Source organism: Novosphingobium sp. BL-S-20, from assembly GCF_055521635.1.
In genome coordinates, this window is the sequence record NZ_CM145494.1 from 175,654 (window position 1) to 197,364 (window position 21,711).

The following is a 21,711-nucleotide window of genomic DNA, read 5'->3' on the forward strand; positions in this document are numbered from 1 at the left end:
ACCTATGGCCCGGCTTGAGAAACCTTGCTCCGCTGGAGTATCAGGGCGGGCCATGACGCGCTTTTCGAATCGCCTGAAACTCTCTGTCGGTGCGGCCGTTCTGGCCGCGTTCGGCCTGCCCGGCGCGGCTTCGGCCGATGTGCTGGAAATCGGGACGAACGGCTACCAGTGGGTGGCCGGAGGTCCGGCGGGGCAGGGCCGTGACGCCGTGGGCGCGGACGTGGCAGCAATGGAGACGGTCCCGGCGGCGCTCGAAGCCTCGCAGCTTCATCCGCAGTCGATCACCGATGCGCTCGATGCCGCCGGGCCGACCCGCTGGCGCGCGCGCGTGGCGGAACTGGCCGCCAAGTATGACATCAGCCCGGCGCTGTTCGAGGCCGTCGTCTGGCAGGAGAGCCGCTGGAACGAGGCGGCCCGCTCGCCGGTCGGGGCGCGGGGGTTGGCCCAGCTCATGCCGGGCACGGCGGCGCAGATGGGGGTGAACCCTGGCGACCCCACGGCCAATCTCGAAGGCGGCGCACGGTACTTGCGCATGCAGCTCGATGCTTTCGGCGGCGATATCGAAAAGGCGCTGGCCGCCTACAATGCCGGTCCCGGCCGGGTGCAGAAGGCAGGCGGCATTCCCCGCATCCGCGAGACCCAGGCCTATGTCGCCGCGATCATGGCCCGGCTCACGGACCCGGTGCGGCGCTGAGTCTTCCGGCTTCCGTCTTGGCTGAGGGGCCTTCGACAAGCTCAGGCTGATCCTTCGACAAGCTCAGGATGAGCGGGGGGAAGGCTTTTGGGCGGCATGGGCATGCTCGCCACTACACCAACACCCGCTTACCCTGAGCTTGTCGAAGGGTCTCCGCCACCTCTCATCAAGAAAAAAGCGCGCCCCCAAAGGAACGCGCTTTCGTCAGACCCAATTTCCGAAACGTCTCAGCCCAGCAGCTTCTTCGCGATGGTGCGCACTTCCTCGCCCATATCCGGACGGTCGAGCGCGATGGCGAGGGTGGCTTCGACGAAACCGACCTTCGAACCGCAGTCGAAGCGCTGGCCGGCGAAGGTCACCGCATGGAACGGCTGCTCGCCGATCAGCTTGGCCATCGAATCGGTCAGCTGGATCTCGCCGCCCGCGCCCTTGCCCTGGTTGGCGAGCAGGCCCATGATTTCCGGCTGGAGGATGTAGCGGCCCGAGACGATCTTGTTCGAGGGCGCTTCCGCCACCTTGGGCTTCTCGACCAGGCCCTTCACTTCGGTAAGGGCACCGTTCACCGCGCCCGGCGCGATGACGCCGTAGCTGGAGACTTCCTCCATCGGCACTTCCAGCACCGAGACGAGGTTGCCGCCCACTTCGTTATAGGCATCGACCATCTGCTTCATGCAGCCGGGTGAGCCGTACATCAGTTCGTCGGGCAGGAAGATCGCGAAAGGTTCGTCGCCGATGACGGCGCGGGCGCACCATACGGCATGGCCGAGGCCGAGCGGCACCTGCTGGCGCACGGTGACGAGATTGCCCGGCTGGATGCGCGTGGGTTCCAGCGGATCGAGCGACTTGCCGCGCGCGGACATCGTCGCTTCCAGTTCGTAGGCCGTATCGAAATGTTCGACGATCGCGGTCTTGCCGCGGCCGGTGACGAAGACGAATTCCTCGATCCCCGCCTCGCGCGCCTCATCGACCGCGTATTGAATCAGCGGCCGGTCGACGACGGGAAGAAGTTCCTTCGGAATCGCCTTGGTGGCGGGAAGAAAGCGGGTTCCAAGTCCTGCGACCGGAAACACGGCTTTTCGGACGGGCTTTTTGAACTGGGGTGCAGACATGGTTAACGGTCTGGCTCCATTTGGTTACGGTGCGGTTAAAGCGGGATTTATTTCGTATAAAACCTACTTCGCAGATGCAGCGCAACAGTCCATCCGTGTTTCTCCGAGGTGTGCTTGCTGCGCGGCCAAATCCCGTTAAAGAGCGGGACATGGACAAGATCATCATCGAGGGCGGCAAGCGCCTTTCCGGCACCATTCCCGTTTCCGGCGCGAAGAACGCGGCCCTTACGCTGCTGCCTTGTGCCTTGCTGACCGAAGAACCGCTGACGCTGCGCAATCTGCCGCGCCTGGCGGACATCGACGGTTTCCAGCACCTCATGAACCAGTTCGGCATCTCGACGATGATCGCGGGCAGCCGTCCGGAAGACTTCGGCCGGGTGATGACGCTTCAGGCGACTCGCATCACCAGCTCGGTCGCGCCCTATGATCTGGTCCGCAAGATGCGCGCCTCGATCCTGGTGCTCGGCCCGATGCTGGCGCGCATGGGTGAGGCGACCGTGTCGCTGCCCGGCGGCTGCGCGATCGGCAACCGCCCGATCGACCTGCACCTGAAGGCGCTCGAAGCGCTAGGCGCCCAGATCGAGATGGCGGCGGGCTACGTCCGCGCGATCGCGCCCGACGGCGGCCTGCCGGGCGGTCGTTATTCCTTCCCGGTGGTCTCGGTCGGCGCGACGGAGAACGCGCTGATGGCCGCGGTGCTCTGCACGGGCAAGTCCACCCTGCACAATGCCGCACGCGAGCCGGAGATCGTCGATCTCTGCAACCTGCTGGTCGCCATGGGCGCGCAGATCGAGGGTATCGGCACGTCCGACCTCACCATCCACGGCGTCAACCGCCTGCACGGCGCGACCTACATGGTCATGCCGGACCGCATCGAGGCAGGCTCCTACGCCTGCGCCGCCGCCATCACCGGCGGTGAGGTCCTGCTGAAGGGCGCCAAGATCGAGGACATGGAAGCCACCGTGCAGGCCCTGCGCGACGCCGGCGTCCATGTCGAGCCGACCGCCGACGGCCTCCACGTCGCCGCCGACGGCCCGCTGAAGCCGGTCACGCTTTCGACCGCGCCCTATCCGGGCTTCGCGACCGACATGCAGGCCCAGCTCATGGCGCTGCTCTGCCGCGCCGAAGGTTCGAGCGTGCTGACCGAGACGATCTTCGAGAACCGCTACATGCACGTTCCCGAACTCAACCGCATGGGCGCGCATATCGAGACCAAGGGCCGCACTGCTGTCGTCCACGGCGTGCAGAAGCTGACCGGCGCCGAAGTCATGGCGACCGACCTGCGCGCCTCGATGAGCCTTGTCATCGCCGGTCTCGCGGCCGAGGGCGAAACGCAGGTTCACCGCCTCTACCACCTCGATCGCGGCTACGAGCGGCTTGAGGAAAAGCTGGCGCTGGTCGGCGCGCAGATCGAACGGGTCGGCGGCGAATAAGGCAACCGATCGGTCCCGCGGTGCGTTGCTCCCTCGAATATGCGACAGGAGCAACGACCATGGGCTTGATCAAGTTGGCGGCAGCCGGTGCCATCGGCTACGCACTCTACAAGTATGCCAACCGTGCGAATGAGAACCTGGCGACGGCAGGCGGTCCGGATCGCTATCCCGTTCGCGATGCCGGTCCGGAGAACATGATCGACAAGCCGCCGCGCTGGTCGAAGACCGACGAGGCGATCGACGAGAGCTTTCCGGCGAGCGACCCGCCGTCGCATTGATCGTTCGGCGGAATGCAGATCATAGGGGCGGGGCCGCAGGGCTACCGCCCCTTTCCTTTTCAGGGAGTTGACGGCGCGACCAGCCAGACCCGGATCGCGCTGGCCAGACCCGGCGGGGTGTCTGCCTCCAGCCGCTCGGCATCGATCCGGGCCACCAGTGCGTTGATCGGCACGCCTTCGCGCGCCGCGACCTGTCGCAGCAGGTCCCAGAACAGGGGTTCGAGGCTGATGGAAGTCTTGTGTCCTGCGATCTCGATCGAGCGCTTGACCGGCGGATGGTAGATCGAAGTCATTGCATGGGTTTAGCAGGAGGCCGCTCACGCGGGAATGGCGAGGTTGCGCAGCGTATCAAGCGGGATACCGGCCTTCGCGGGAATGACGAAGATACGCCGGATTCGAGAATCAAAATCTCGGTCGTTCCCGCGAAGGCGGGGACCCCGCTTCTGCTATCCGAGCGCAAATCCACCGACCGGCATGAATCGCGCGACAGGCCTGCCCCTGCTCGCTATCCAGCAGGAATGCAGAGCATTATCATCTACATCGGCGCGGCATTGGCCGAGATCGGCGGCTGCTTCGCGTTCTGGGCCTGGCTGCGGATGGGAAAATCGCCGCTCTGGCTCATTCCCGGATGCGCATCGCTGGTGCTGTTCGCCTGGCTGCTTACGCTGGTCGACAGCAGTCAGGCCGGGCGCACTTATGCGGCCTACGGCGGCATCTACATCCTGTCGGCGCTGCTGTGGCTGTGGATCGCCGAGGGCGTAAGCCCCGATCGCTGGGACATTGGCGGCGCGACGATCTGCCTGGTCGGCGCGGCGGTGATTCTGTTCGGCCCGCATCGGGCCTAGCAAGGCGGAAGGACCGGCTTGCGCGCCGGTCCTTCCGATCCGATCAATACATGTGCTGGCCGCCGTTGATGCTCAGTGTCGAGCCGGTCACGAAAGCGGCGTTCTCCGAGCAAAGGAAAGCGCAGCCGCGCGCGATCTCGTAAGCGCTGCCGAGGCGGCCGACCGGAATCTTGGCGACGATCTTCTCCAGAACCGGCGGGGGGACTGCCGCGACCATGTCGGTATCGATATAGCCCGGCGCGATGGCATTGACGGTGACGCCGTACTTGGCGCCTTCCTGGGCCAGTGCCTTGGTGAAGCCGTGGATGCCGGACTTGGCGGCGGCATAGTTCACCTGGCCGTACTGCCCGGCCTGGCCGTTGATCGAGCCGATGTTGACGATGCGTCCCCAGCCGCGCTCGCGCATGCCGGAGAAGGTCGCCTTGGCCATGTTGAAGCAACCGCCGAGGTTGATGCGCATGACCTCGTTCCAGTCGTCGAAGGTCATCTTGTGGAGCACGCCGTCGCGGGTGATGCCGGCATTGTTGATGACGATATCCACCGGGCCGACTTCCTCGGTCACCCGCGCCACGCCGGCAAGCGTGGCTTCATGGTCGCCGACGTCCCATTTGTAGGCGGGAATGCCGGTCCTCTCCGTAAATGCCTTGGCCTTTTCTTCATTGCCTGCGTAATTTGCAACTACAGTGTGGCCCCGTTCCTGGAGGGCCAATGAAACCGCCTCTCCGATACCCCTGGTTCCACCGGTAACGATAGCAACGCGCGCCATTATAATGCCTTTCGCTTAGTGAGCATCCACCAGGCACAGGCTAGGAAATACAATGGTTCGGGGCAAGCGAAGCCTGCTGACGATGACGTTTATTTAAGTCAAAAATTGATGCGAGAAATGCACCTGCAGTTGCAAAAATCAGAACTTGAACTGCGTCCCCACGTAGACCGCCTGGCTGTCCTGTCGTCCGTCTGTCAGCGGCATCAGGCGTTCGCGTTCCTGCGAGTAGCGCAGGCCGGCGGTGAGATCGAGGTTGTTGGTGACGCGGTAGGAGCCTCCCAGGTCGACTTCACCCGCTTCGCCCGCGAAAGTATGGGGGGCGCGGCCCGGTGCGCGCTTCTCGTCGATGGAAAGGCGGGTCGTGAAGCGCGGCTCTTTCTGTTCGGCGCTGCCGGCCTGGAGGCTGAACTTCTTGAGTTCCGGCGCGTCGGAAATGCCGCGCGCGGCGGCAGGGGCGGTGGCCGCGGCAATGTCCGGTGCGAAGTTCTGGTAGCCGCGCGCCACACCGAGGTTGAAGGCGGTGGGCGCGATCTTCAGGCCGCCGACGCTGGCCATGTCGTTACGGGCGACCTGGACGCGATTGCGCACGATGATCGCCTGTGCCGCCTCTCGGTCGATGCGGACGGCCACGGTGACCGCGCGGTCCCGCCGGGCGGTGGGACCGGCGGGGGTGAAGGGAAAGTTCTCGCCATCGCCCAGCGATCGCATCGCGATCGCCCGCGACAGGCTTTCCGGCGAAGTCTCTGGATCGAGCGCGCCGATCGAGCGGGCGGAAGGATCGGCCTTGAACGTTGTGGTGAAGGCCAGGACGGCGCTGGGCAGGGCGAGCACGACGACGCAGGAGGTCAGCAGGAGGCTGGTCCTCATGCCGCCTTTCGAAATACCCAGGTTCATCTGGGCCTGCTTCGAGAGAGCGCCATCCATCGGGCGTGCGCTTTCGCTATTCATCACCTGTTCTCGCCATTACCCGTTCTCAGGGTCCTTCCCATCGCCTTGCCAAATCGGTCCGCCATCCTCGTCCGGTGAGCTTAACACAGGATGATCGCCAGCGGGAAGGGGCGTGTGGAGGCTTCGTTCCGGGGCGCTCTGCCTGTTCAGCAAGCGTTTACCCATGTCCCGCTTATGGCTGCAAGCTGATGAAGCCGCACTTGCCGCCCCGGCAGTGGCGGCTATAGAGGCGTTTCACGGCAGGCGCGCGGAAAGTCCGGCACCTTCGCCAAGACAGGAACTGGGAATTACGATGACAGGCAGCACCCATACCGGCCTTCTCTCTGCTCGATCGCTGGCAACCGCGGGCTTCTGCGCCGTGGCGGCGCTTGCGCTGGCCGGTTGTGGCGGTGGCCGCAAGCAGGTGAATTCCTCGATCGCGCCTTCGGCAGTGACCACGATCGGCGTGAACAGCTACCTCTGGCGCGCCAGCCTCGATTCGCTGTCGTTCATGCCGCTGCTCCAGTCGGACAGCGCCGGCGGCGTCATCGTTACCGACTGGTACGTCAATCCCAAGCAGCCGGGCGAGCGCGTCAAGGTCACCGTGATGATCCTCGACAAGGACCTGCGCGCCGACGCCCTGCGCGTGACCGCACAGCGCGAAGTCTCGGCGAACGGCGCCTGGGCACCGGCGCCGGTGCAGGCTGCGACCGTGCAGAAGCTGGAGGACATCATCCTCACCCGCGCCCGCGACCTTCGCCGCGATTCGATCGGCGGCTGATTTTTCCCCTGCGGGCCGATCCGGCCCGCAGCTTTAATTGCGCGGGTGACATGTGCCCGCAGGAGACCTGATAGAAATGACCGAGCGGTTCGACCCGGCTCAGGCGGACACGCGCTGGCAGGCTGCGTGGGACGAAGCCCAGTGCTTCAAGGCTGACGATACTTCGTCCAAGCCCCGCAGTTTCGTGCTTGAGATGTTCCCCTATCCCTCGGGACGCATCCATATCGGCCACGTGCGCAACTACACGATGGGCGACGTGCTGGCGCGCTACAAGCGCATGACCGGCCACGAAGTGCTCCACCCGATGGGCTGGGACGCGTTCGGCATGCCCGCCGAGAACGCGGCCATGGAAAAGGGCGTCCACCCCGGCGGCTGGACGCGCGAGAACATCGCCAACATGAAGGCGCAGCTGAAGCGCCTGGGCTTTGCGCTCGACTGGAGCCGCGAGATCGCCACCTGCGAGCCGGAATACTACGGCCACGAGCAGGCGCTGTTCCTCGATCTCTACGCAAACGATCTGGTTTATCGCAAGGAATCGGCGGTGAACTGGGATCCGGTCGACATGACCGTGCTTGCCAACGAGCAGGTGATTGACGGGCGCGGCTGGCGCTCGGGCGCGCTGGTGGAGAAGCGCAAGCTCTCCCAGTGGTTCCTCAAGATCACCGACTTCGCCGACGAACTGCTGGAAGGCCTCTCCACGCTCGACAAGTGGCCTGAGAAGGTCCGCACGATGCAGGAGAACTGGATCGGCAAGAGCCAGGGCCTGCAGTTCAAGTTCGACCTGACCGCCGAAGTGGGCGGCATCGGTTCGGTGGAAGTCTACTCGACCCGTCCGGACACGATCTTCGGCGCCAGCTTCGTGGCCGTCGCTGCAGATCACCCGATCGCGCAGGCGGTTGCTGTCGGGCGCCCCGAGGTCGAGGAATTCATCGCGCTGTGCAAGCAGGGCGGCACCACTGCGGCCGAACTCGAAACCGCTGAAAAGCTGGGCTTCGATACCGGCGTGAGGGCGAAGCATCCGTTCACGGGCGCCGACCTGCCGGTCTACATCGCCAACTTCGTGCTGATGGACTACGGCACCGGCGCGGTCATGGCCGTTCCGGGTCACGACCAGCGCGACTTCGAATTCGCCACCAAGTACGGTTTGCCGATCCTGCGCGTCGTCGCGGCGAGCGAGGCCGATGCCGACAAGCCGTTCGACGGTGAGTCCGAGGCCGGCGACGGCGTCTGCGTCCATTCCGACTTCCTCAACGGCATGGCCGTGAAGGATGCCAAGGCCGCCGTCATCGCGCGCGCCGAGGCCGAAGGCTGGGGTGAGGGCAAGACCGTGTGGCGCCTGCGCGACTGGGGCGTTTCGCGCCAGCGCTATTGGGGCACGCCGATCCCGTTCATCCACTGCGAGGTTTGCGGCGTTGTGCCGGTGCCCAAGAAGCATCTGCCGGTCACGCTGCCCGAGGACGTCGATTTCTCGACCCCCGGCAACCCGCTGGTCCGCCACCCAACCTGGAAGCATGTCGATTGCCCGCAATGCGGCCACGCCGCGCGCCGCGAAACCGACACGCTCGACACCTTCGTCGATTCCTCGTGGTACTTCCTGCGCTTCGCCAGCCAGCCCGAAGATCGTCCGTTCGATCCGGCCAAGATCGCCGAATGGCTGCCGGTGGAACAGTACATCGGCGGCATCGAGCATGCGATCCTGCACTTGCTCTACGCCCGCTTCTGGACGCGCGCACTGGCCCGCATCGGCAAGGTCGAGGTGAAGGAGCCTTTCGCCAGCCTGTTCACGCAGGGCATGGTCACGCACGAGACTTACTTCCGCATCAACGATGCCAACGGCCAGCCGGTCTACTTCTCGCCCGGCGAGATCGACCGGACTTCGGACGGGGCGACGCTGAAGGCTGACGGTGCCGCCGTCGAGGTTGGCCGGGTCATCAAGATGTCGAAGTCGAAGAAGAACGTCGTCGATCCTGACGAAATCGTCGCGACTTACGGCGCCGACGCGATCCGCTGGTTCATGCTGTCCGACAGCCCGCCGGAACGCGACCTGCCGTGGTCGGAAGCGGGCATCGAGGGCTGCGGCCGCTTCGTCCAGCGTCTGTGGCGTCTGTTTGCCCAGTACGACGCTGCGGCAGAGGGCGAAGACAAGGCGATCGACCGCAAGGTCCACCAGACGGTGGCGGCGGTGGCTTCGGACATCGAATCGCTGGGCTTCAACAAGGCCGTGGCGCGCATCTACGAACTGACCGGCGCGGTCGAGAAGGCGGCGCCTTCGGCCAGCCGCTCGAACGCGATCCGCACGGTTCTGCTGCTCGTCTCGCCGATGATGCCACACCTCGCCGAAGAGGCCTTCGCGACCTTCGGGGAAGGTCTCGTCGCTGAGGCGGCATGGCCCGAAGTCGATCCGGCGCTGCTGATCGAGGACGAAGTGACCGTGGCGGTCCAGGTGAAAGGCAAGCTGCGCGACACCCTGACCGTGGCCAAGGGCACTTCCAAGGAAGAGCTTGAAGCGCTTGCCCTTGCCAGCGAGAAAGTGCAGCGTGCACTGGATGGAGCCGAGGTGAGGAAAGTGATCGTCGTGCCCGACCGTCTGGTCAATCTCGTCGCGTGAAGCGTTTCCTGCGTCTTGTCGGCCCGGTGCTGCTCGGAACCGCGCTGCTGTCTGGTTGCGGCCTCAAGCCGATGTATGCGGGCGGCGGCAGCGGTGCCGTGGCACGGGGCCTTCAGGGCGTGCAGGTCGCGGCGATCGAGGGGCGTGCGGGCTGGCTGGTTCGCAACGCCATCGTCGACCAGCTCGGTTCGGAAAAGGCCGGGACGGCACCGCGCTACCGCCTCGACATTCGACTGGACGACAAGCTCGAAGGCTTCGCGCTGCTCTCGGACGATACCATCGGTCGCGAGCGCCGGACCCTGCGTGCGCGCTACCAGCTGGTGGACCTGTCGAACAACGAGACCGTGCTCGACGCCACCGCCGGTTCGGATGCGGGAATCGACGTCGTATCTTCCGACTATGCGACGATCGCGGCCGAGCAGACCGCGCTCGAAAACATGTCGAAGGACGTGGCCACCCGCATCGTCAATGCGGTGGCGCTGCGCCTGCGCGGCGACACCAAGCAGTGATTCCGGTGCGAGACGCAGTCCGGATCGCGGCAACGTGAAAGCCACCCAGAAGGATTTCGGCGGCCTCGCAGCCCGCGCCGCACAGCAGGCGCGGGTTTTCTTCTTTTGCGGCCCCGACGAAGCCGGCGCCAGCGATGCAGCGGGCAAGATCGTCTCGTTTCTCGCCGACCCCGGTGAGCGGGTCGAGATCGCCGGATCGGAGCTGCGCCGCGACCCGGTGAAGCTGGGCGACGAGGCACGCTCCAACTCGCTGTTCGGCGGCACTTCGCGCCACATCTGGATTCGCGCCCAGGGCGACGAGGTTCACGATGCGGTGCAGATCCTGCTCGAAAGCGATGTCGACGCCTGCCCGGTCCTGATCGTGGCGACCGGCGCGACCGACAAGTCGCGCACAGCCAAGCTGCTGGCCGCCCGGCCGGACGGGTTGGTGGCGATGTTCTACCCGCCCGACCTCGGGGCAGTGACCGGCGCCGTGCGGACGATGGCCAATGGCGCCGGACTCAAGATGGGCAGCGACCTCGCCCAGCGAATCGCGCGGGCCTCGGGCCTCGATACGCGGCTGGCGCGCTCGGAAGTGACCAAGCTGGCGCTCTATCTCGATGCCAGCGCGGAAACCCCGCGCGCGGTGTCGAGCGCCGATCTCGATGCCGTTGGTGCGGCGACCGAGGATGACGATTTCGGCCCGCTGGTCGATGCGGTGCTGGGGGGCAAGCGCGAGGCGATCGGCCCCGAACTCAAGCGCCTGCGCGATCAGGGCATCAATGCCGTGGGCCTGCTGCTGGCCTTCGAGCGCCGCGCCGCGCAGCTTGCGGGCCTCAATTCCCGGCTGGGCAGGGGCGGCGATCCCGCAGCCCTGATCGAATCGGAAGCGGCGGCACGCCGAATTTTCTGGAAGGACAAACCAGCCCTTGGCGTGCAATTGCGCATCTGGCGTGGTAATCGTCTCGAACGTCTGGTGGCCCGTCTTATTGCGATGCACCAATCGCTGCTGGCCAATAGCCAAGACGCTGACCTTTTGCTGGCCGAAGGGTTAGTCGAAATAGCCAGAATTTCTACACTTGATGGCAAACAACGGATAAAAAGAACAGCTTAACTGAATCGGCTTTCCCGCTTCGAAAGAATGACCATAAGTGCATTCACCTACCGCAGTGCAGCACGGACATCGAATCCGTGGATGTGGCGATAGGCGGAAGAGGGGATCCGGGGGGCATGAGTTCGACAATTCGGGAGTGTTGAACGCATGAATGCGCCATTTGCAGTTACGACCCAAGCCGTTCAGCGCTCCGAGGCAGACGAACTTCTCGTCGCACCTTCGCTCGAACGCCGACGGCTTCAATGTTATCTTGCCTTGCTCGTGGGGGACCTTGTCGCCCTGCTGGCAGGCTTCGCGCTTGCGGGCTGGCTTTACGACAGCAGGCAGGGGATGGAGATGGCGCTCGTCTACGGACAAGTGCTGCTGCCGATCTTCCTGACGCTGGCGTTGTACAACGCGGCCTACTCCACCGACGCGCTTCGCGACGGCTGGCGGGGTATCTTCCGTGCGGAAGTCTCGATGGTGGTGGCGGTCGTCGTCGTCGTCTTCGTGCAATTCCTCATGAAGTCCTCGGCGGACCTGTCTCGCGGTGCCTTCAGCGGCGGCGTTATCTGCGCCATGGCGCTGATCGGCTGGTCGCGGCTCCAGCTTCGCAGCTTCGTGCACTGGCGCTGCGGCGCCAATGTCATCAACGAGCTTGTCATCGATGACGGCGGCCCCCAGCTTCGCATGCCCGGCGCGATCCGCGTCTCGGCGGCGGCCATGGGGCTGCGGCCCAATCTCAAGGACCCCGATTCGCTCGATCGCGTCGGTCTGGTCCTGCGCAACATCGACCGGGTGGTGGTGAGCTGCCCTGCCGATCGCCGTGCGGAATGGGCGATGGTGCTCAAGGGCGCCAATGTCGACGGCGAAGTGCTGGACGACGAAGTGGCCCGTCTCGGCGCCCAGGGCGCGCGGGTGACTGGCCAGCACGGGCTGCTGCTCGTTTCGGCCGGACCGCTGGGCATCCGCGAACGCGCGATCAAGCGCATCTTCGACGTCGCCTTCTCCGGCGGCGCGATCCTTGCGCTCTCGCCGCTGCTGCTGGTGGTGGCCCTTGCGGTGAAGCTGCAGGACGGCGGGCCGGTGTTCTTCATCCAGCGCCGCATGGGCCGGGGCAACACCTTCTTCAACATGTACAAGTTCCGCAGCATGACGCAGGCCCTCTGCGACACCAACGGCAATGTCTCGGCCTCGAAGGGCGACCAGCGCATCACCCGCGTCGGCCGCTTCATCCGCGGCACCAGCATCGACGAACTGCCGCAGCTGTTCAACGTGCTGCTGGGCGACATGAGCCTCGTCGGCCCGCGTCCCCATGCCACCGGCTCGCTGGCGGGCGACAAGCTGTTCTGGGAAGTCGACCGCCGCTACTGGCAGCGGCACAGCCTCAAGCCGGGCCTCAGCGGCCTTGCCCAGGTGCGCGGCTATCGCGGGGCAACCGACCAGGAATCGGACCTCATCAACCGCCTCCAGTCCGATCTGGAGTATCTCGAAGGCTGGACCATCATGCGAGATCTGCACATCATGTTCCTGACCGCGCGGGTGCTGGTCCACGACAAGGCGTTCTGATCGGGGCGCCCCCTCCCGAGGGTCGCCCAAAACGAAAAGGCCGGTTGCGACAGGGTGTCGCAACCGGCCTTTTCGTTTCCTCCGGAAGAGGTTCCGGGATCAGTTCTTCTTCTTGGGAACGTTGAACGTGCCCTTCACCCGGCCGCCCGAGGCCGAGGAGACGCCGCTCTTGAGATCCATCACGAAACGGCCGCCGCGCAGGGTATCGCCGGTGCCGCGCTTGAGCGTGGCATTGCCGACCATCGTCACGATGCGCTGGTTGAGATCGTAGATCGCGGTATCGCCGGTCGCGACCTGGTCCTGGCGGGTGACCACGACATTGCCGCTGGCGGTGATCCGCTGGACCTGGGTCTGGTCGCCCTTGATGAAGTCGATCACGGTGCGGGCACCACGCAGGCGCAGGTCGGCCTGGGTGATATCGACATTGCCGGTCAGCACGACGCGGTTCTGCTTGTCCTGAAGTTCGATGCGGTCGGCACCGAAATCGACGGGGGCGTCCGAGTTATGGCCCGAGATCGCCTGGGCGCTGAGCTGCTGCCCGGCGACGATCAGGGCGAGCCCGGCTACCGGCACGCCGAGAGCGATGCGGAACTTGCGGGATTGGAACAAGCGGGGGGTCATTGCGGCATCCTCAGCTTGCCGGGCGTGATGCGCATCCGGGCATGGCCTTCGAGTGTAATGGTGCGGGTATCGAGATCGGCGTGCATTGCATCGGCCTTGAACGTGCCCGAGGGCACGGTGCCCTGAACGCCGCCCGATGCGACCGCCGTCTTCTGCTTGATGTCGACGTCGACCTTGCTGGTGGTCATCGTATAGCCGTCGGACGACTTGAAGTTGACCGGGCCGTCGACCGCCATCGTGTCGTTATCGAAATTGTAGGCGCCGCGCGGCGCCGCGATATCGGCGGGGCCGTCCTGCAGGGCCATCTGGGCGACGAGCTTCTGCATTTCGACGATGGGAATCTCGGGCGAGCGCTGGACGGCGGTGCCCGCCGTCACCACGAAGTCGCGGCCCTGGTTGTCCTGTCCGCGATAGGCGGCGTCTGCCACGGCGATACGCTCGCCGGTGGTCGCCACCTTGTTGCGGTCCAGCAGGAAGCTGATCTCTCCGCGCGGGGAGAGCGGGACCAGGATCATGACGGCCGCGATCAGGCCGATGCCCGCGGGCAGGGCCTTGGCAAGGAAGGCCACCATGCGATCGTGCGAGCCGCCGGGCGCGGCGAAGTGCCGGCGGCGATTGCGGATCTGGTTGGCTTCGACCGACATGCGTGGCTAGGCTCCGATCAGGCGGCTTCGTGGCTGAAGATGTCGTGGTCCGGCCAGCCAGCCAGGTCGAGCCGGGCGCGGGCAGGCAGGAAGTCGAAGCAGGCCTGGGCGATCTCGGTGCGGTTCTCGCGAGCAAGGCGCACGACCAGAATATCGTGCATCGCGTGGAGGTAGCGCACGTCCGAGGCGGCATATTCCTTCTGCGGTTCGGTCAGTTCGGCCGCGCCCCAGTCGCTCGACTGCTGCTGCTTCGACACTTCCTTGCCGAGCAGTTCGCGCACGAGGTCCTTGAGGCCGTGGCGGTCGGTATAAGTGCGAGTCAGCTTGCTGGCGATCTTGGTGCAGAACACCGGCGCGGCGGTGACGCCGAGGTAGTGCTCGATCGCGGCAAGGTCGAACCGGGCGAAGTGGTAGAGCTTCAGCCGGGCCGGATCAGCCAGCACCGCCTTCAGGTTCGGCGCGGCGAAGTCGCTGCCGGGGGCAAAGCGAACGAGATGCTCGTCGCCCTGTCCGTCGGAAATCTGGACTACGCAAAGGCGGTCGCGCGGGGTGATCAAGCCCATCGTCTCGGTGTCGACGGCAACGGGGCCCGGCGCAAGTACGCCTTCGGGGAGATCTTCTTCGTGGAGATAGACAGCCATAGTCCGAAAATGCTTAGGGACTGGGCCTGAGTTTCGCAAATGGTTTAGGCGGGAGTACGGCGCGAATGGAGGTCTCGGGATCGCTTCAGGGCGTGCCGCCATCCTGGCAAGCAGCGCTGGGGGCCGTGCTCGATTCGCCGCAATCGCGCCAGCTCGGCGGCTGGCTCAAGGCCGAGGAAGCCGCGGGCAAGCGTATCTATCCGCCGCGCGGCACGCGGTTGCGGGCGCTGGAGCTGACGCCGCTCGATTCGGTGCGCGTCGTCATTCTCGGGCAGGACCCCTATCATGGAGCGGGGCAGGCGCACGGCCTGTCGTTTTCGGTGCCGGAAGGCGTGAAAGTGCCGCCCTCGCTGGTCAATATCTACAAGGAACTGGCCACCGACTGCGGCGTGACCGCGCCGGGGCATGGCAATCTCGAACACTGGGCGCGGCAGGGGGTGCTCCTGCTCAACAATGCGCTGACGGTCGAGGAAGCGCAGGCCGGGTCGCACCAGAACAAGGGCTGGGAAGCAATCACCGATGCCGCCGTCGCGGCGGTCGCGGCCAAGGCGGAGCCTTGCGTGTTCCTGCTCTGGGGCAGTCACGCTCAGAAAAAGGCGATGCGGGTGCCGGGGCTGACTTCGAGCCACCATCTGGTGCTGACCGCGCCTCATCCCAGCCCGCTGTCGGCCCATCGCGGCTTCCTGGGGTGCCGTCATTTCAGCACGGCCAATGCGTTTCTCGCGGAGCATGGGCGCGGGACGATCGACTGGTAAGGTCGTCGCCCCGGATCAGGTCCGGGACGACGTCAGGCCGAAACGCCCATCAAGATTGTGGGGAAAGCGATCGCGCGGACGGGCTTCGACAAGCTCAGCCAGAGCGGGTTGGGGGTGTCTCTCTTCCTGATCAGGAAATATACCCTCCTTAAACCGCTCAGGCTGAGCTTGTCGAAGCCTGTCCGCGCCCAATCGAAAAAGGGGCGCACCTTGCGGTACGCCCCTTCCTCAATCGGTAATGCGAAAGATCAGCGCGGCAGTTCGGAACTGCCCATGAGCGCTTCGTCCACCGCGCGGGCGCACTGGCGGCCTTCGCGGATGGCCCAGACCACCAGCGACTGGCCGCGGCGCATGTCGCCGCACGAATAGATCGCCGGATCGCTGGTGCGGTAGTCGGCCATGGTGGCCTTGACGTTGCCGCGCGCGTCCAGCGCGACGCCGGACTGGTCGAGCATGCCGGCCTTGCGCGGGCCGACGAAGCCCATGGCGAGCAGGATGAGGTCGGCCTGGAGCGTGAACTCGCTGCCCGCCACTTCCTGCATCTTGCCGTCCTTCCACTCGACGCGGACGCATTCGAGGGCGCGCACGTCGTTGTCGCCGATGACGCGCTTGGTCAGTACCGCCCAGTCGCGCTCGACGCCTTCCTCGTGGCTCGACGAGGTGCGCAGCTTGAGCGGCCAGTTCGGCCAGGACATCGCCTTGTTTTCATGCAGCGGCGGCTTGGGCATGATTTCGAGCTGGGTCACCGAAGCGGCGCCCTGGCGGTTCGAGGTGCCGACGCAGTCGGAACCGGTGTCGCCGCCGCCGATGACGATGACGTGCTTGCCGGTGGCCGAAAGCGTGCCGCGCGGGGCGGCGCGAAGCTCGTCGTCACCTGCGTTGCGCTTGTTCTGCTGGGTGAGGAACTCCATCGCGAAGCGCACGCCGGGCAGTTCGAAGCCCGGAATGTTCAGCGGACGGGGGTCCTCGGCGCCGCCTGCGAAGACGACGGTGTCGAAGTTTTCCTTCAGCGAGGCGACCGAGACGGTCACGCCGACTTCGGTGGAAGTGCGGAACTCGATGCCCTCGGCCATCATCTGCACGAGACGACGGTTGATGAGGTGCTTTTCCATCTTGAAGTCGGGGATGCCGTAGCGGAGCAGGCCGCCGACGCGGTCGCTCTTCTCGAACACCGTCACCGAGTGGCCGGCGCGGGCGAGTTGCTGGGCGCAGGCCATGCCCGCCGGGCCGGAGCCGACCACGGCCACCGACTTGCCGGTCTTCTTCGCGGCAGGCTTGGGCGTGATCCAGCCTTCCTGCCAGCCCTTGTCGACGATCGCGCATTCGATCGACTTGATGGTGACCGGCTGGTCCACGATGTTCAGGGTGCAGGCCGCCTCGCACGGGGCGGGGCAGATGCGGCCGGTGAACTCGGGGAAGTTGTTGGTCGAATGGAGGACTTCCAGCGCGTTGCGGAAGTCGTCCTCGTAGACCAGGTGGTTCCAGTCCGGGATGATGTTGTTGACCGGACAGCCGGTGTGGCAGTGCGGCACGCCGCAGTTCATGCAGCGCGAGGCCTGGTCCTTGAGCGCCTGCGGCGCCAGCGGGACGACGAACTCGTTGTAGTTCTTGAGGCGCGCCTTGGCGTCGCCATAGGTACGATCCTGGCGGTCCAGTTCGAGGAAGCCGGTTTCCTTGCCCATCTTACTAATTCCCGATCTTATTCTGCAGCGACCGAAGCGGCTTCGAGGCGCTCGGCCTCCTGCTGGCGCAGAGCCTTCGCGTAGTCGCGCGGCATCACCTTGACGAACTTGCCCAGCGCGTTCGACCAATCGTCGAGCAGTGCGCGGGCCCGCTTCGAGCCGGTGTGCAGGTGGTGGCGTTCGAGCAGGATGCGCAGGCGCTCCGCATCGTGGCGCAGCATGTCGCCCATGCCCAGGTCGCGAACCGAGACGGTGCGCTGCTGGGGACGGCCGGTGCCTTCCTCCTCGTCGGCTTCCGGCGAGATGCGGATGAGATCGACCATCGCCGGGTTGACCAGCTTGTCGAACTCGCCGTCCTCGTCATAGACGTAGGCGATGCCGCCGGACATGCCTGCCGCGAAGTTGCGGCCGGTCTTGCCGAGCACCGTCACGACGCCGCCGGTCATGTATTCGCAGCCGTGGTCGCCGCAGCCTTCGACGACCGCGATCGCGCCCGAGTTGCGGACCGCGAAGCGCTCGCCGCCGACGCCGTTGAAGAACGCCTCGCCGGAAATCGCGCCGTAGAGCACGGTATTGCCGACGATGATGTTCTTGAGCGGATCGCGGTTCACATGGCCGGGCTGGCGCACGATCACGCGGCCACCCGAAAGCCCCTTGCCGACATAGTCGTTGGCATCGCCGGTCAGGTCGAGCGTGACGCCGTGGGCGAGCCAGGCGGCGAAGCTCTGGCCGGCGACGCCGGTGAGCTTCACGTTGATGGTGTTGTCGGGCAAGCCGTCATGGCCGTAGCGACGGGCCACTTCGCCCGAAAGCATCGCGCCGACTGTGCGGTTGACGTTGATGACGCTCTTTTCGATGCGCACCGGCTGGCGGTTGTCCAGCGCATCGGCAGCACCTGCGATCAGCGCGTTGTCGAGCGCGTTCTCGAGGCCGTGGTCCTGCAGTTCGCTCCAGCCCAGCGAGGGGCTGTCGCCCAGCGGAGCCTGGTAGAGAACCTTGGAGAGGTCCACGCCCTTGGCCTTCCAGTGCGAGATCGCCTTCTTCATGTCGAGCTTGTCCACGCGGCCGACCATTTCGGCGATCGTGCGGAAGCCCAGCTGCGCCATGATCGCGCGCAGTTCCTCGGCGACGAAGAAGAAGTAGTTGACCACATGCTCGGGCTGGCCGGTGAAGCGGGCGCGCAGGACGGGGTCCTGGGTGGCGACGCCGACCGGGCAGGTGTTGAGGTGGCACTTGCGCATCATGATGCAGCCCGCCGCGATGAGCGGGGCAGTGGCGAAGCCGAACTCTTCCGCGCCGAGCAGCGCGGCCACGGCGACGTCACGGCCGGTGCGCAGGCCGCCATCGGCCTGGACCACCACGCGGCTGCGCAAGTTGTTGAGCAGCAGGGTCTGCTGGGTTTCGGCAAGGCCGATTTCCCAAGGCGAACCCGCGTGAGTCAGCGAGGTCAGCGGCGAAGCGCCGGTGCCGCCTTCGTAGCCCGAGATCGTGATGTGGTCCGCGCGCGCCTTGGAAACGCCCGCCGCGACCGTACCCACGCCCACTTCGGACACCAGCTTCACCGAGACGCGGCTGGTCGGGTTCACGTTCTTGAGATCGTGAATGAGCTGCGCGATGTCTTCGATCGAGTAGATGTCGTGGTGCGGCGGCGGCGAGATCAGGCCGACGCCCGGCGTCGAGTGACGGGTGGCGCCGATGGTCTTGTCCACCTTGTCACCCGGCAGCTGGCCGCCTTCGCCGGGCTTGGCGCCCTGGGCCATCTTGATCTGGATGTCGTCGGCATTGACCAGATATTCGGTGGTCACGCCGAAACGGCCCGAGGCGACCTGCTTGATCGACGAACGCATGGTGTCGCCGTTCGGCAGGGGCTTGAAGCGCGAGGGGTCCTCGCCGCCTTCGCCGGTGTTCGACTTGCCGCCGATGCGGTTCATCGCCAGTGCCAGCGTGGTATGCGCCTCCCACGAGATCGAGCCGTAGCTCATCGCGCCGGTGGCGAAGCGCTTCACGATCTCGCTGGCGGGTTCCACCTCGGAGATGTGGATCGCCTGGCTGGGGGCGAATTCCATCAGCCCGCGGATGGTGAGCATCCGGGTCGACTGGTCGTTGATGGTGCGGGCGAATTCCTCGTACTTGGCGGGGATATTGCCGCGAACCGCGTGCTGGAGCGCGCCGATGTTCTCGGAGGTCCAGGCATGTTCCTCGCCGCGCACGCGCGCGCCGTAGATGCCGCCGACGTCGAGCATGTTGGCGTAGATCGGGTTGTCGCCGTAGGCCGCGTTGTGGCGCTGCACGGTTTCCGCCGCGATTTCGGCCAGACCCGCACCCTCGATCGAGGTGGCGGTCCCGGTGAAGTACTTGTCCACGAAGGCGGTCGAGAGGCCGACGGCGTCGAAGATCTGGGCGCCGCAGTACGACTGGTAGGTCGAGATGCCCATCTTGGACATGACCTTACGGATGCCCTTGCCGATGGCGTAGACGTAGTTCTTGGCCGCCTGCTCCGCCGTTACCGGCAGGTTCTTGCGAACGCGCACGGCTTCGATGGTTTCGAGCGCGAGGTAGGGGTTGATCGCTTCCGCGCCGTAGCCTGCCAGAGCGCAGAAGTGATGCACTTCGCGCGCTTCGCCGGTTTCCACGACGAGGCCGGTCTGCATGCGCAGGCCCTGGCGGACGAGGTGGTGGTGGACGGCAGCCGTCGCCAGCAGCGCCGGCATCGGGATGCGGTCCGGCCCCTGGGCGCGGTCGGACAGGACGAGGATGTTCTTGTCCGCCAGCACCGCTTCGGTCGCGGCCCAGCACATTTCCTTGATCGCCATCTCCAGCCCCTCGACGCCCGAAGCGGCATCCCAGGTCATGTCGATGGTCTCGGTGCGGAAGGCGCCGTCGAGCGCGGCTTCCACCGAGCGAATCTTGGCAAGGCCGAGATCGGTCAGGATCGGCTGGCTGACTTCCAGGCGCTTGTGGCTGCCGGCGTCATGGCCGAGCAGGTTCGGGCGCGGGCCGATCATGGTGACCAGGCTCATCACCAGTTCCTCGCGGATCGGGTCGATCGGCGGGTTGGTGACCTGTGCGAAGTTCTGCTTGAAGTAGTCGTAGAGCAGGCGGGCCTTGTTCGACAGCACCGGAATCGGTGTGTCGGTGCCCATCGAGCCGAGCGGGTCGTCGGCATTGACGGCCATCGGTTCGAGGAAGCGGCTGACGTCTTCCTGGGTGTAGCCGAAGGCCTGCTGGCGATCGAGCAGGGTGCCGGTCGGCTGGGGCAGCTCGGCCAGTTCCGGTTCGATCACGTCGAGATCGGCCAGCTTGTACTGCGCCTGCTCAAGCCACTTTTCGTAAGGCTCTTCGTTGGCGAGCTGGGTCTTGATCTCTTCGTCTTCGATGATGCGGCCCTGTTCGAAGTCGATCAGGAGCATCTTGCCGGGCTGGAGGCGCCACTTGCGGACGATGTTGTCTTCCTTGATCGGGAGCACGCCCGATTCGGAAGCCATGACGCAGATGTCGTCATCGGTGACGAGGAAGCGCGCGGGGCGCAGGCCATTGCGGTCCAGCGTGGCGCCGATCTGGCGGCCGTCGGTGAAGGCCACGGCGGCCGGACCGTCCCAGGGTTCCATCAGGGCTGCGTGATATTCGTAGAACGCGCGGCGTTCCGGCGTCATCAGCGCGTTGCCGGCCCAGGCTTCCGGGATGAGCATCATCATCGCGTGGACGAGCGGATAGCCGCCGGCCAGCAGCAGTTCGAGCGCATTGTCGAGGCAGGCGGTGTCCGACTGGCCGTGCGGGATCAGCGGCCACATCTTGTCGAGATCGGCGCCGAGCAGCTCCGATTCCATGGTGCGGCGGCGCGCGTTCATCCAGTTCACGTTGCCGCGAACGGTGTTGATCTCGCCGTTGTGGGCCATGAAGCGGAACGGGTGCGCCAGCTTCCAGCTCGGGAACGTGTTGGTCGAGAAGCGCTGGTGGACAAGGCCGAGTGCCGAGACGAACTCGGGATTGCGCAAGTCGTCGTAGAACGAGCCGACCTGGGTCGCCAGCAGCAGGCCCTTGTAGACGATCGTGCGGCTGGAGAAGCTCGGCATGTAGAGCTCGGCCAGGCCGGGCAGGTTGTGCTTTTCGGCCATGGCCGCGAGCGGGTTCTGCGTCTGCTTGCGGATCGCCAGGATCTTGCGCTCGAACGCATCCTGATCGGCGCAGTTGTCACCGCGGCCGACGAAGCACTGGCGGATCACCGGCATCGATTCGATCACGGTCTTGCCGAGGCCGTCGAGCGTGACGGGCACGTCGCGCCAGCCGATCAGGTGCTGGCCTTCCTTGGCGATGAACTTCTCGAACGTCTGCGTGATGAGGTCGCGGCTGGCCTCGTCCTGCGGCAGGAAGCACATTGCGACGGCATAGTCGCCAGCCTTGGGCAGTTCGACGCCGGCGGCGGCGGCCCAGCTGTGGAACAGAGTGTCGGGAAGCTGCGTCAGGATTCCTGCGCCGTCGCCCAGCAGAGGGTCGGCGCCCACCGCACCGCGGTGGTCAATATTTTTCAGGATTTCCAGCGCCTGAGTAATGATTGCATGCGTTTTCTGGCCTTTGATATGGGCTACGAAGCCTACACCACAAGCATCGTGTTCGTTACGCGCATCATAAAGGCCCTGGGGCTTAGGAAATCCCATCGATAAAAACCCATCCTGTCATTTTTTGCCGGGGACCTTTCGTCGCGCCCGGAGCGCACGAATCGTGCTGCGCCAAGGTGCGTCATGGGGGTCCCAAGCGCCCCCATGACGATTACGGGACG

General features: G+C 65.5%; 19 protein-coding genes. 10 read left to right on the forward strand and 9 right to left on the reverse strand.

The genetic code is table 11. The features are described from left to right. The first annotated feature begins 52 nt into the window (after positions 1 to 52). A complete protein-coding gene (locus ACZ1II_RS08525; RefSeq protein WP_465146035.1) occupies positions 53 to 694 on the forward strand; it encodes a lytic transglycosylase domain-containing protein in 642 nt (213 codons plus the stop codon). 227 nt (positions 695 to 921) lie between these two features. Here ACZ1II_RS08525 and ACZ1II_RS08530 read toward each other — a convergent pair whose 3' ends face one another. Further along, positions 922 to 1,803, reverse strand: coding sequence for a UTP--glucose-1-phosphate uridylyltransferase (locus tag ACZ1II_RS08530; protein ID WP_465146036.1), 882 nt, complete (start codon positions 1,801 to 1,803; stop codon positions 922 to 924). Between the two features lie 149 nt (positions 1,804 to 1,952). Between ACZ1II_RS08530 and murA the strand changes: the two genes are divergently transcribed. Beyond that, a complete protein-coding gene (gene murA, locus ACZ1II_RS08535; protein WP_465146037.1) occupies positions 1,953 to 3,236 on the forward strand; it encodes a UDP-N-acetylglucosamine 1-carboxyvinyltransferase in 1,284 nt (427 codons plus the stop codon). Between the two features lie 59 nt (positions 3,237 to 3,295). Beyond that, positions 3,296 to 3,514, forward strand: coding sequence for a hypothetical protein (locus tag ACZ1II_RS08540; protein WP_465146038.1), 219 nt, complete (start codon positions 3,296 to 3,298; stop codon positions 3,512 to 3,514). A gap of 59 nt (positions 3,515 to 3,573) precedes the next feature. On the opposite strand, the gene ACZ1II_RS08545 is transcribed toward ACZ1II_RS08540, so the two are convergent. Further along, positions 3,574 to 3,807 (reverse strand): ribbon-helix-helix domain-containing protein, encoded by a 234-nt coding sequence (locus ACZ1II_RS08545; RefSeq protein WP_465146039.1) that lies wholly within the window; start codon positions 3,805 to 3,807, stop codon positions 3,574 to 3,576. Positions 3,808 to 4,032: 225 nt separating this feature from the next. Between ACZ1II_RS08545 and ACZ1II_RS08550 the strand changes: the two genes are divergently transcribed. Continuing rightward, positions 4,033 to 4,359 (forward strand): YnfA family protein, encoded by a 327-nt coding sequence (locus ACZ1II_RS08550; protein WP_465146040.1) that lies wholly within the window; start codon positions 4,033 to 4,035, stop codon positions 4,357 to 4,359. Positions 4,360 to 4,402: 43 nt separating this feature from the next. Here the strand turns inward: ACZ1II_RS08550 and phbB are convergent, their stop codons facing one another. Next, entirely contained in the window at positions 4,403 to 5,125 is a 723-nt protein-coding gene (gene phbB, locus ACZ1II_RS08555) for an acetoacetyl-CoA reductase (RefSeq protein ID WP_465146041.1), read from the reverse strand. Positions 5,126 to 5,263: 138 nt separating this feature from the next. Then, a complete protein-coding gene (locus ACZ1II_RS08560) occupies positions 5,264 to 5,992 on the reverse strand; it encodes a hypothetical protein (RefSeq protein WP_465146042.1) in 729 nt (242 codons plus the stop codon). A gap of 373 nt (positions 5,993 to 6,365) precedes the next feature. On the opposite strand from ACZ1II_RS08560, the gene ACZ1II_RS08565 reads away from it, so the two are divergent. The 5 genes from ACZ1II_RS08565 to ACZ1II_RS08585 all read left to right on the forward strand — a co-directional run bounded on the left by ACZ1II_RS08565 (position 6,366) and on the right by ACZ1II_RS08585 (position 12,591). After that, positions 6,366 to 6,833 carry a DUF3576 domain-containing protein gene (locus ACZ1II_RS08565; RefSeq protein ID WP_086492598.1) on the forward strand — a complete coding sequence of 156 codons (468 nt, stop codon included), beginning with the start codon at positions 6,366 to 6,368 and terminating at the stop codon, positions 6,831 to 6,833. Between the two features lie 76 nt (positions 6,834 to 6,909). After that, the gene (gene leuS, locus ACZ1II_RS08570) at positions 6,910 to 9,441 is read left to right on the forward strand and encodes a leucine--tRNA ligase (RefSeq protein WP_465146043.1); all 2,532 of its coding nucleotides are present in this window, start codon (positions 6,910 to 6,912) and stop codon (positions 9,439 to 9,441) included. Positions 9,442 to 9,512: 71 nt separating this feature from the next. After that, a complete protein-coding gene (gene lptE, locus ACZ1II_RS08575) occupies positions 9,513 to 9,950 on the forward strand; it encodes an LPS assembly lipoprotein LptE (RefSeq protein ID WP_465147266.1) in 438 nt (145 codons plus the stop codon). Between the two features lie 34 nt (positions 9,951 to 9,984). Continuing rightward, positions 9,985 to 11,043 carry a DNA polymerase III subunit delta gene (locus ACZ1II_RS08580; RefSeq protein ID WP_465146044.1) on the forward strand — a complete coding sequence of 353 codons (1,059 nt, stop codon included), beginning with the start codon at positions 9,985 to 9,987 and terminating at the stop codon, positions 11,041 to 11,043. Between the two features lie 147 nt (positions 11,044 to 11,190). Next, on the forward strand, positions 11,191 to 12,591 hold the full coding sequence (locus ACZ1II_RS08585; protein WP_465146045.1) for a sugar transferase: 1,401 nt from the start codon (positions 11,191 to 11,193) through the stop codon (positions 12,589 to 12,591). A 99-nt stretch (positions 12,592 to 12,690) separates the two neighbouring features. Here ACZ1II_RS08585 and ACZ1II_RS08590 read toward each other — a convergent pair whose 3' ends face one another. Genes ACZ1II_RS08590 through ACZ1II_RS08600 form a run of 3 tightly spaced genes read right to left on the reverse strand, consistent with a single transcriptional unit; the run spans position 12,691 to position 14,497 of the window. Continuing rightward, a complete protein-coding gene (locus ACZ1II_RS08590) occupies positions 12,691 to 13,212 on the reverse strand; it encodes an LptA/OstA family protein (protein WP_465146046.1) in 522 nt (173 codons plus the stop codon). Further along, complete coding sequence (gene lptC / locus ACZ1II_RS08595; protein ID WP_465146047.1) at positions 13,209 to 13,856, reverse strand: LPS export ABC transporter periplasmic protein LptC; 648 nt, start codon at positions 13,854 to 13,856, stop codon at positions 13,209 to 13,211. Before lptC ends, ACZ1II_RS08590 begins: the two co-directional genes overlap by 4 nt. 17 nt (positions 13,857 to 13,873) lie before the next feature. Next, positions 13,874 to 14,497, reverse strand: a complete 624-nt coding sequence (locus ACZ1II_RS08600) for a ribonuclease D (protein ID WP_465146048.1) — start codon at positions 14,495 to 14,497, stop codon at positions 13,874 to 13,876. A 65-nt stretch (positions 14,498 to 14,562) separates the two neighbouring features. Here ACZ1II_RS08600 and ACZ1II_RS08605 point away from each other — a divergent pair, with 65 nt between their 5' ends. Continuing rightward, on the forward strand, positions 14,563 to 15,252 hold the full coding sequence (locus tag ACZ1II_RS08605) for a uracil-DNA glycosylase (protein ID WP_465146049.1): 690 nt from the start codon (positions 14,563 to 14,565) through the stop codon (positions 15,250 to 15,252). A 248-nt stretch (positions 15,253 to 15,500) separates the two neighbouring features. On the opposite strand, the gene ACZ1II_RS08610 is transcribed toward ACZ1II_RS08605, so the two are convergent. Continuing rightward, positions 15,501 to 16,934, reverse strand: coding sequence for a glutamate synthase subunit beta (locus ACZ1II_RS08610; protein ID WP_465146050.1), 1,434 nt, complete (start codon positions 16,932 to 16,934; stop codon positions 15,501 to 15,503). 17 nt (positions 16,935 to 16,951) lie between these two features. Beyond that, positions 16,952 to 21,589 carry a glutamate synthase large subunit gene (gene gltB, locus ACZ1II_RS08615; RefSeq protein ID WP_465146051.1) on the reverse strand — a complete coding sequence of 1,546 codons (4,638 nt, stop codon included), beginning with the start codon at positions 21,587 to 21,589 and terminating at the stop codon, positions 16,952 to 16,954. Positions 21,590 to 21,711 lie beyond the last annotated feature (122 nt).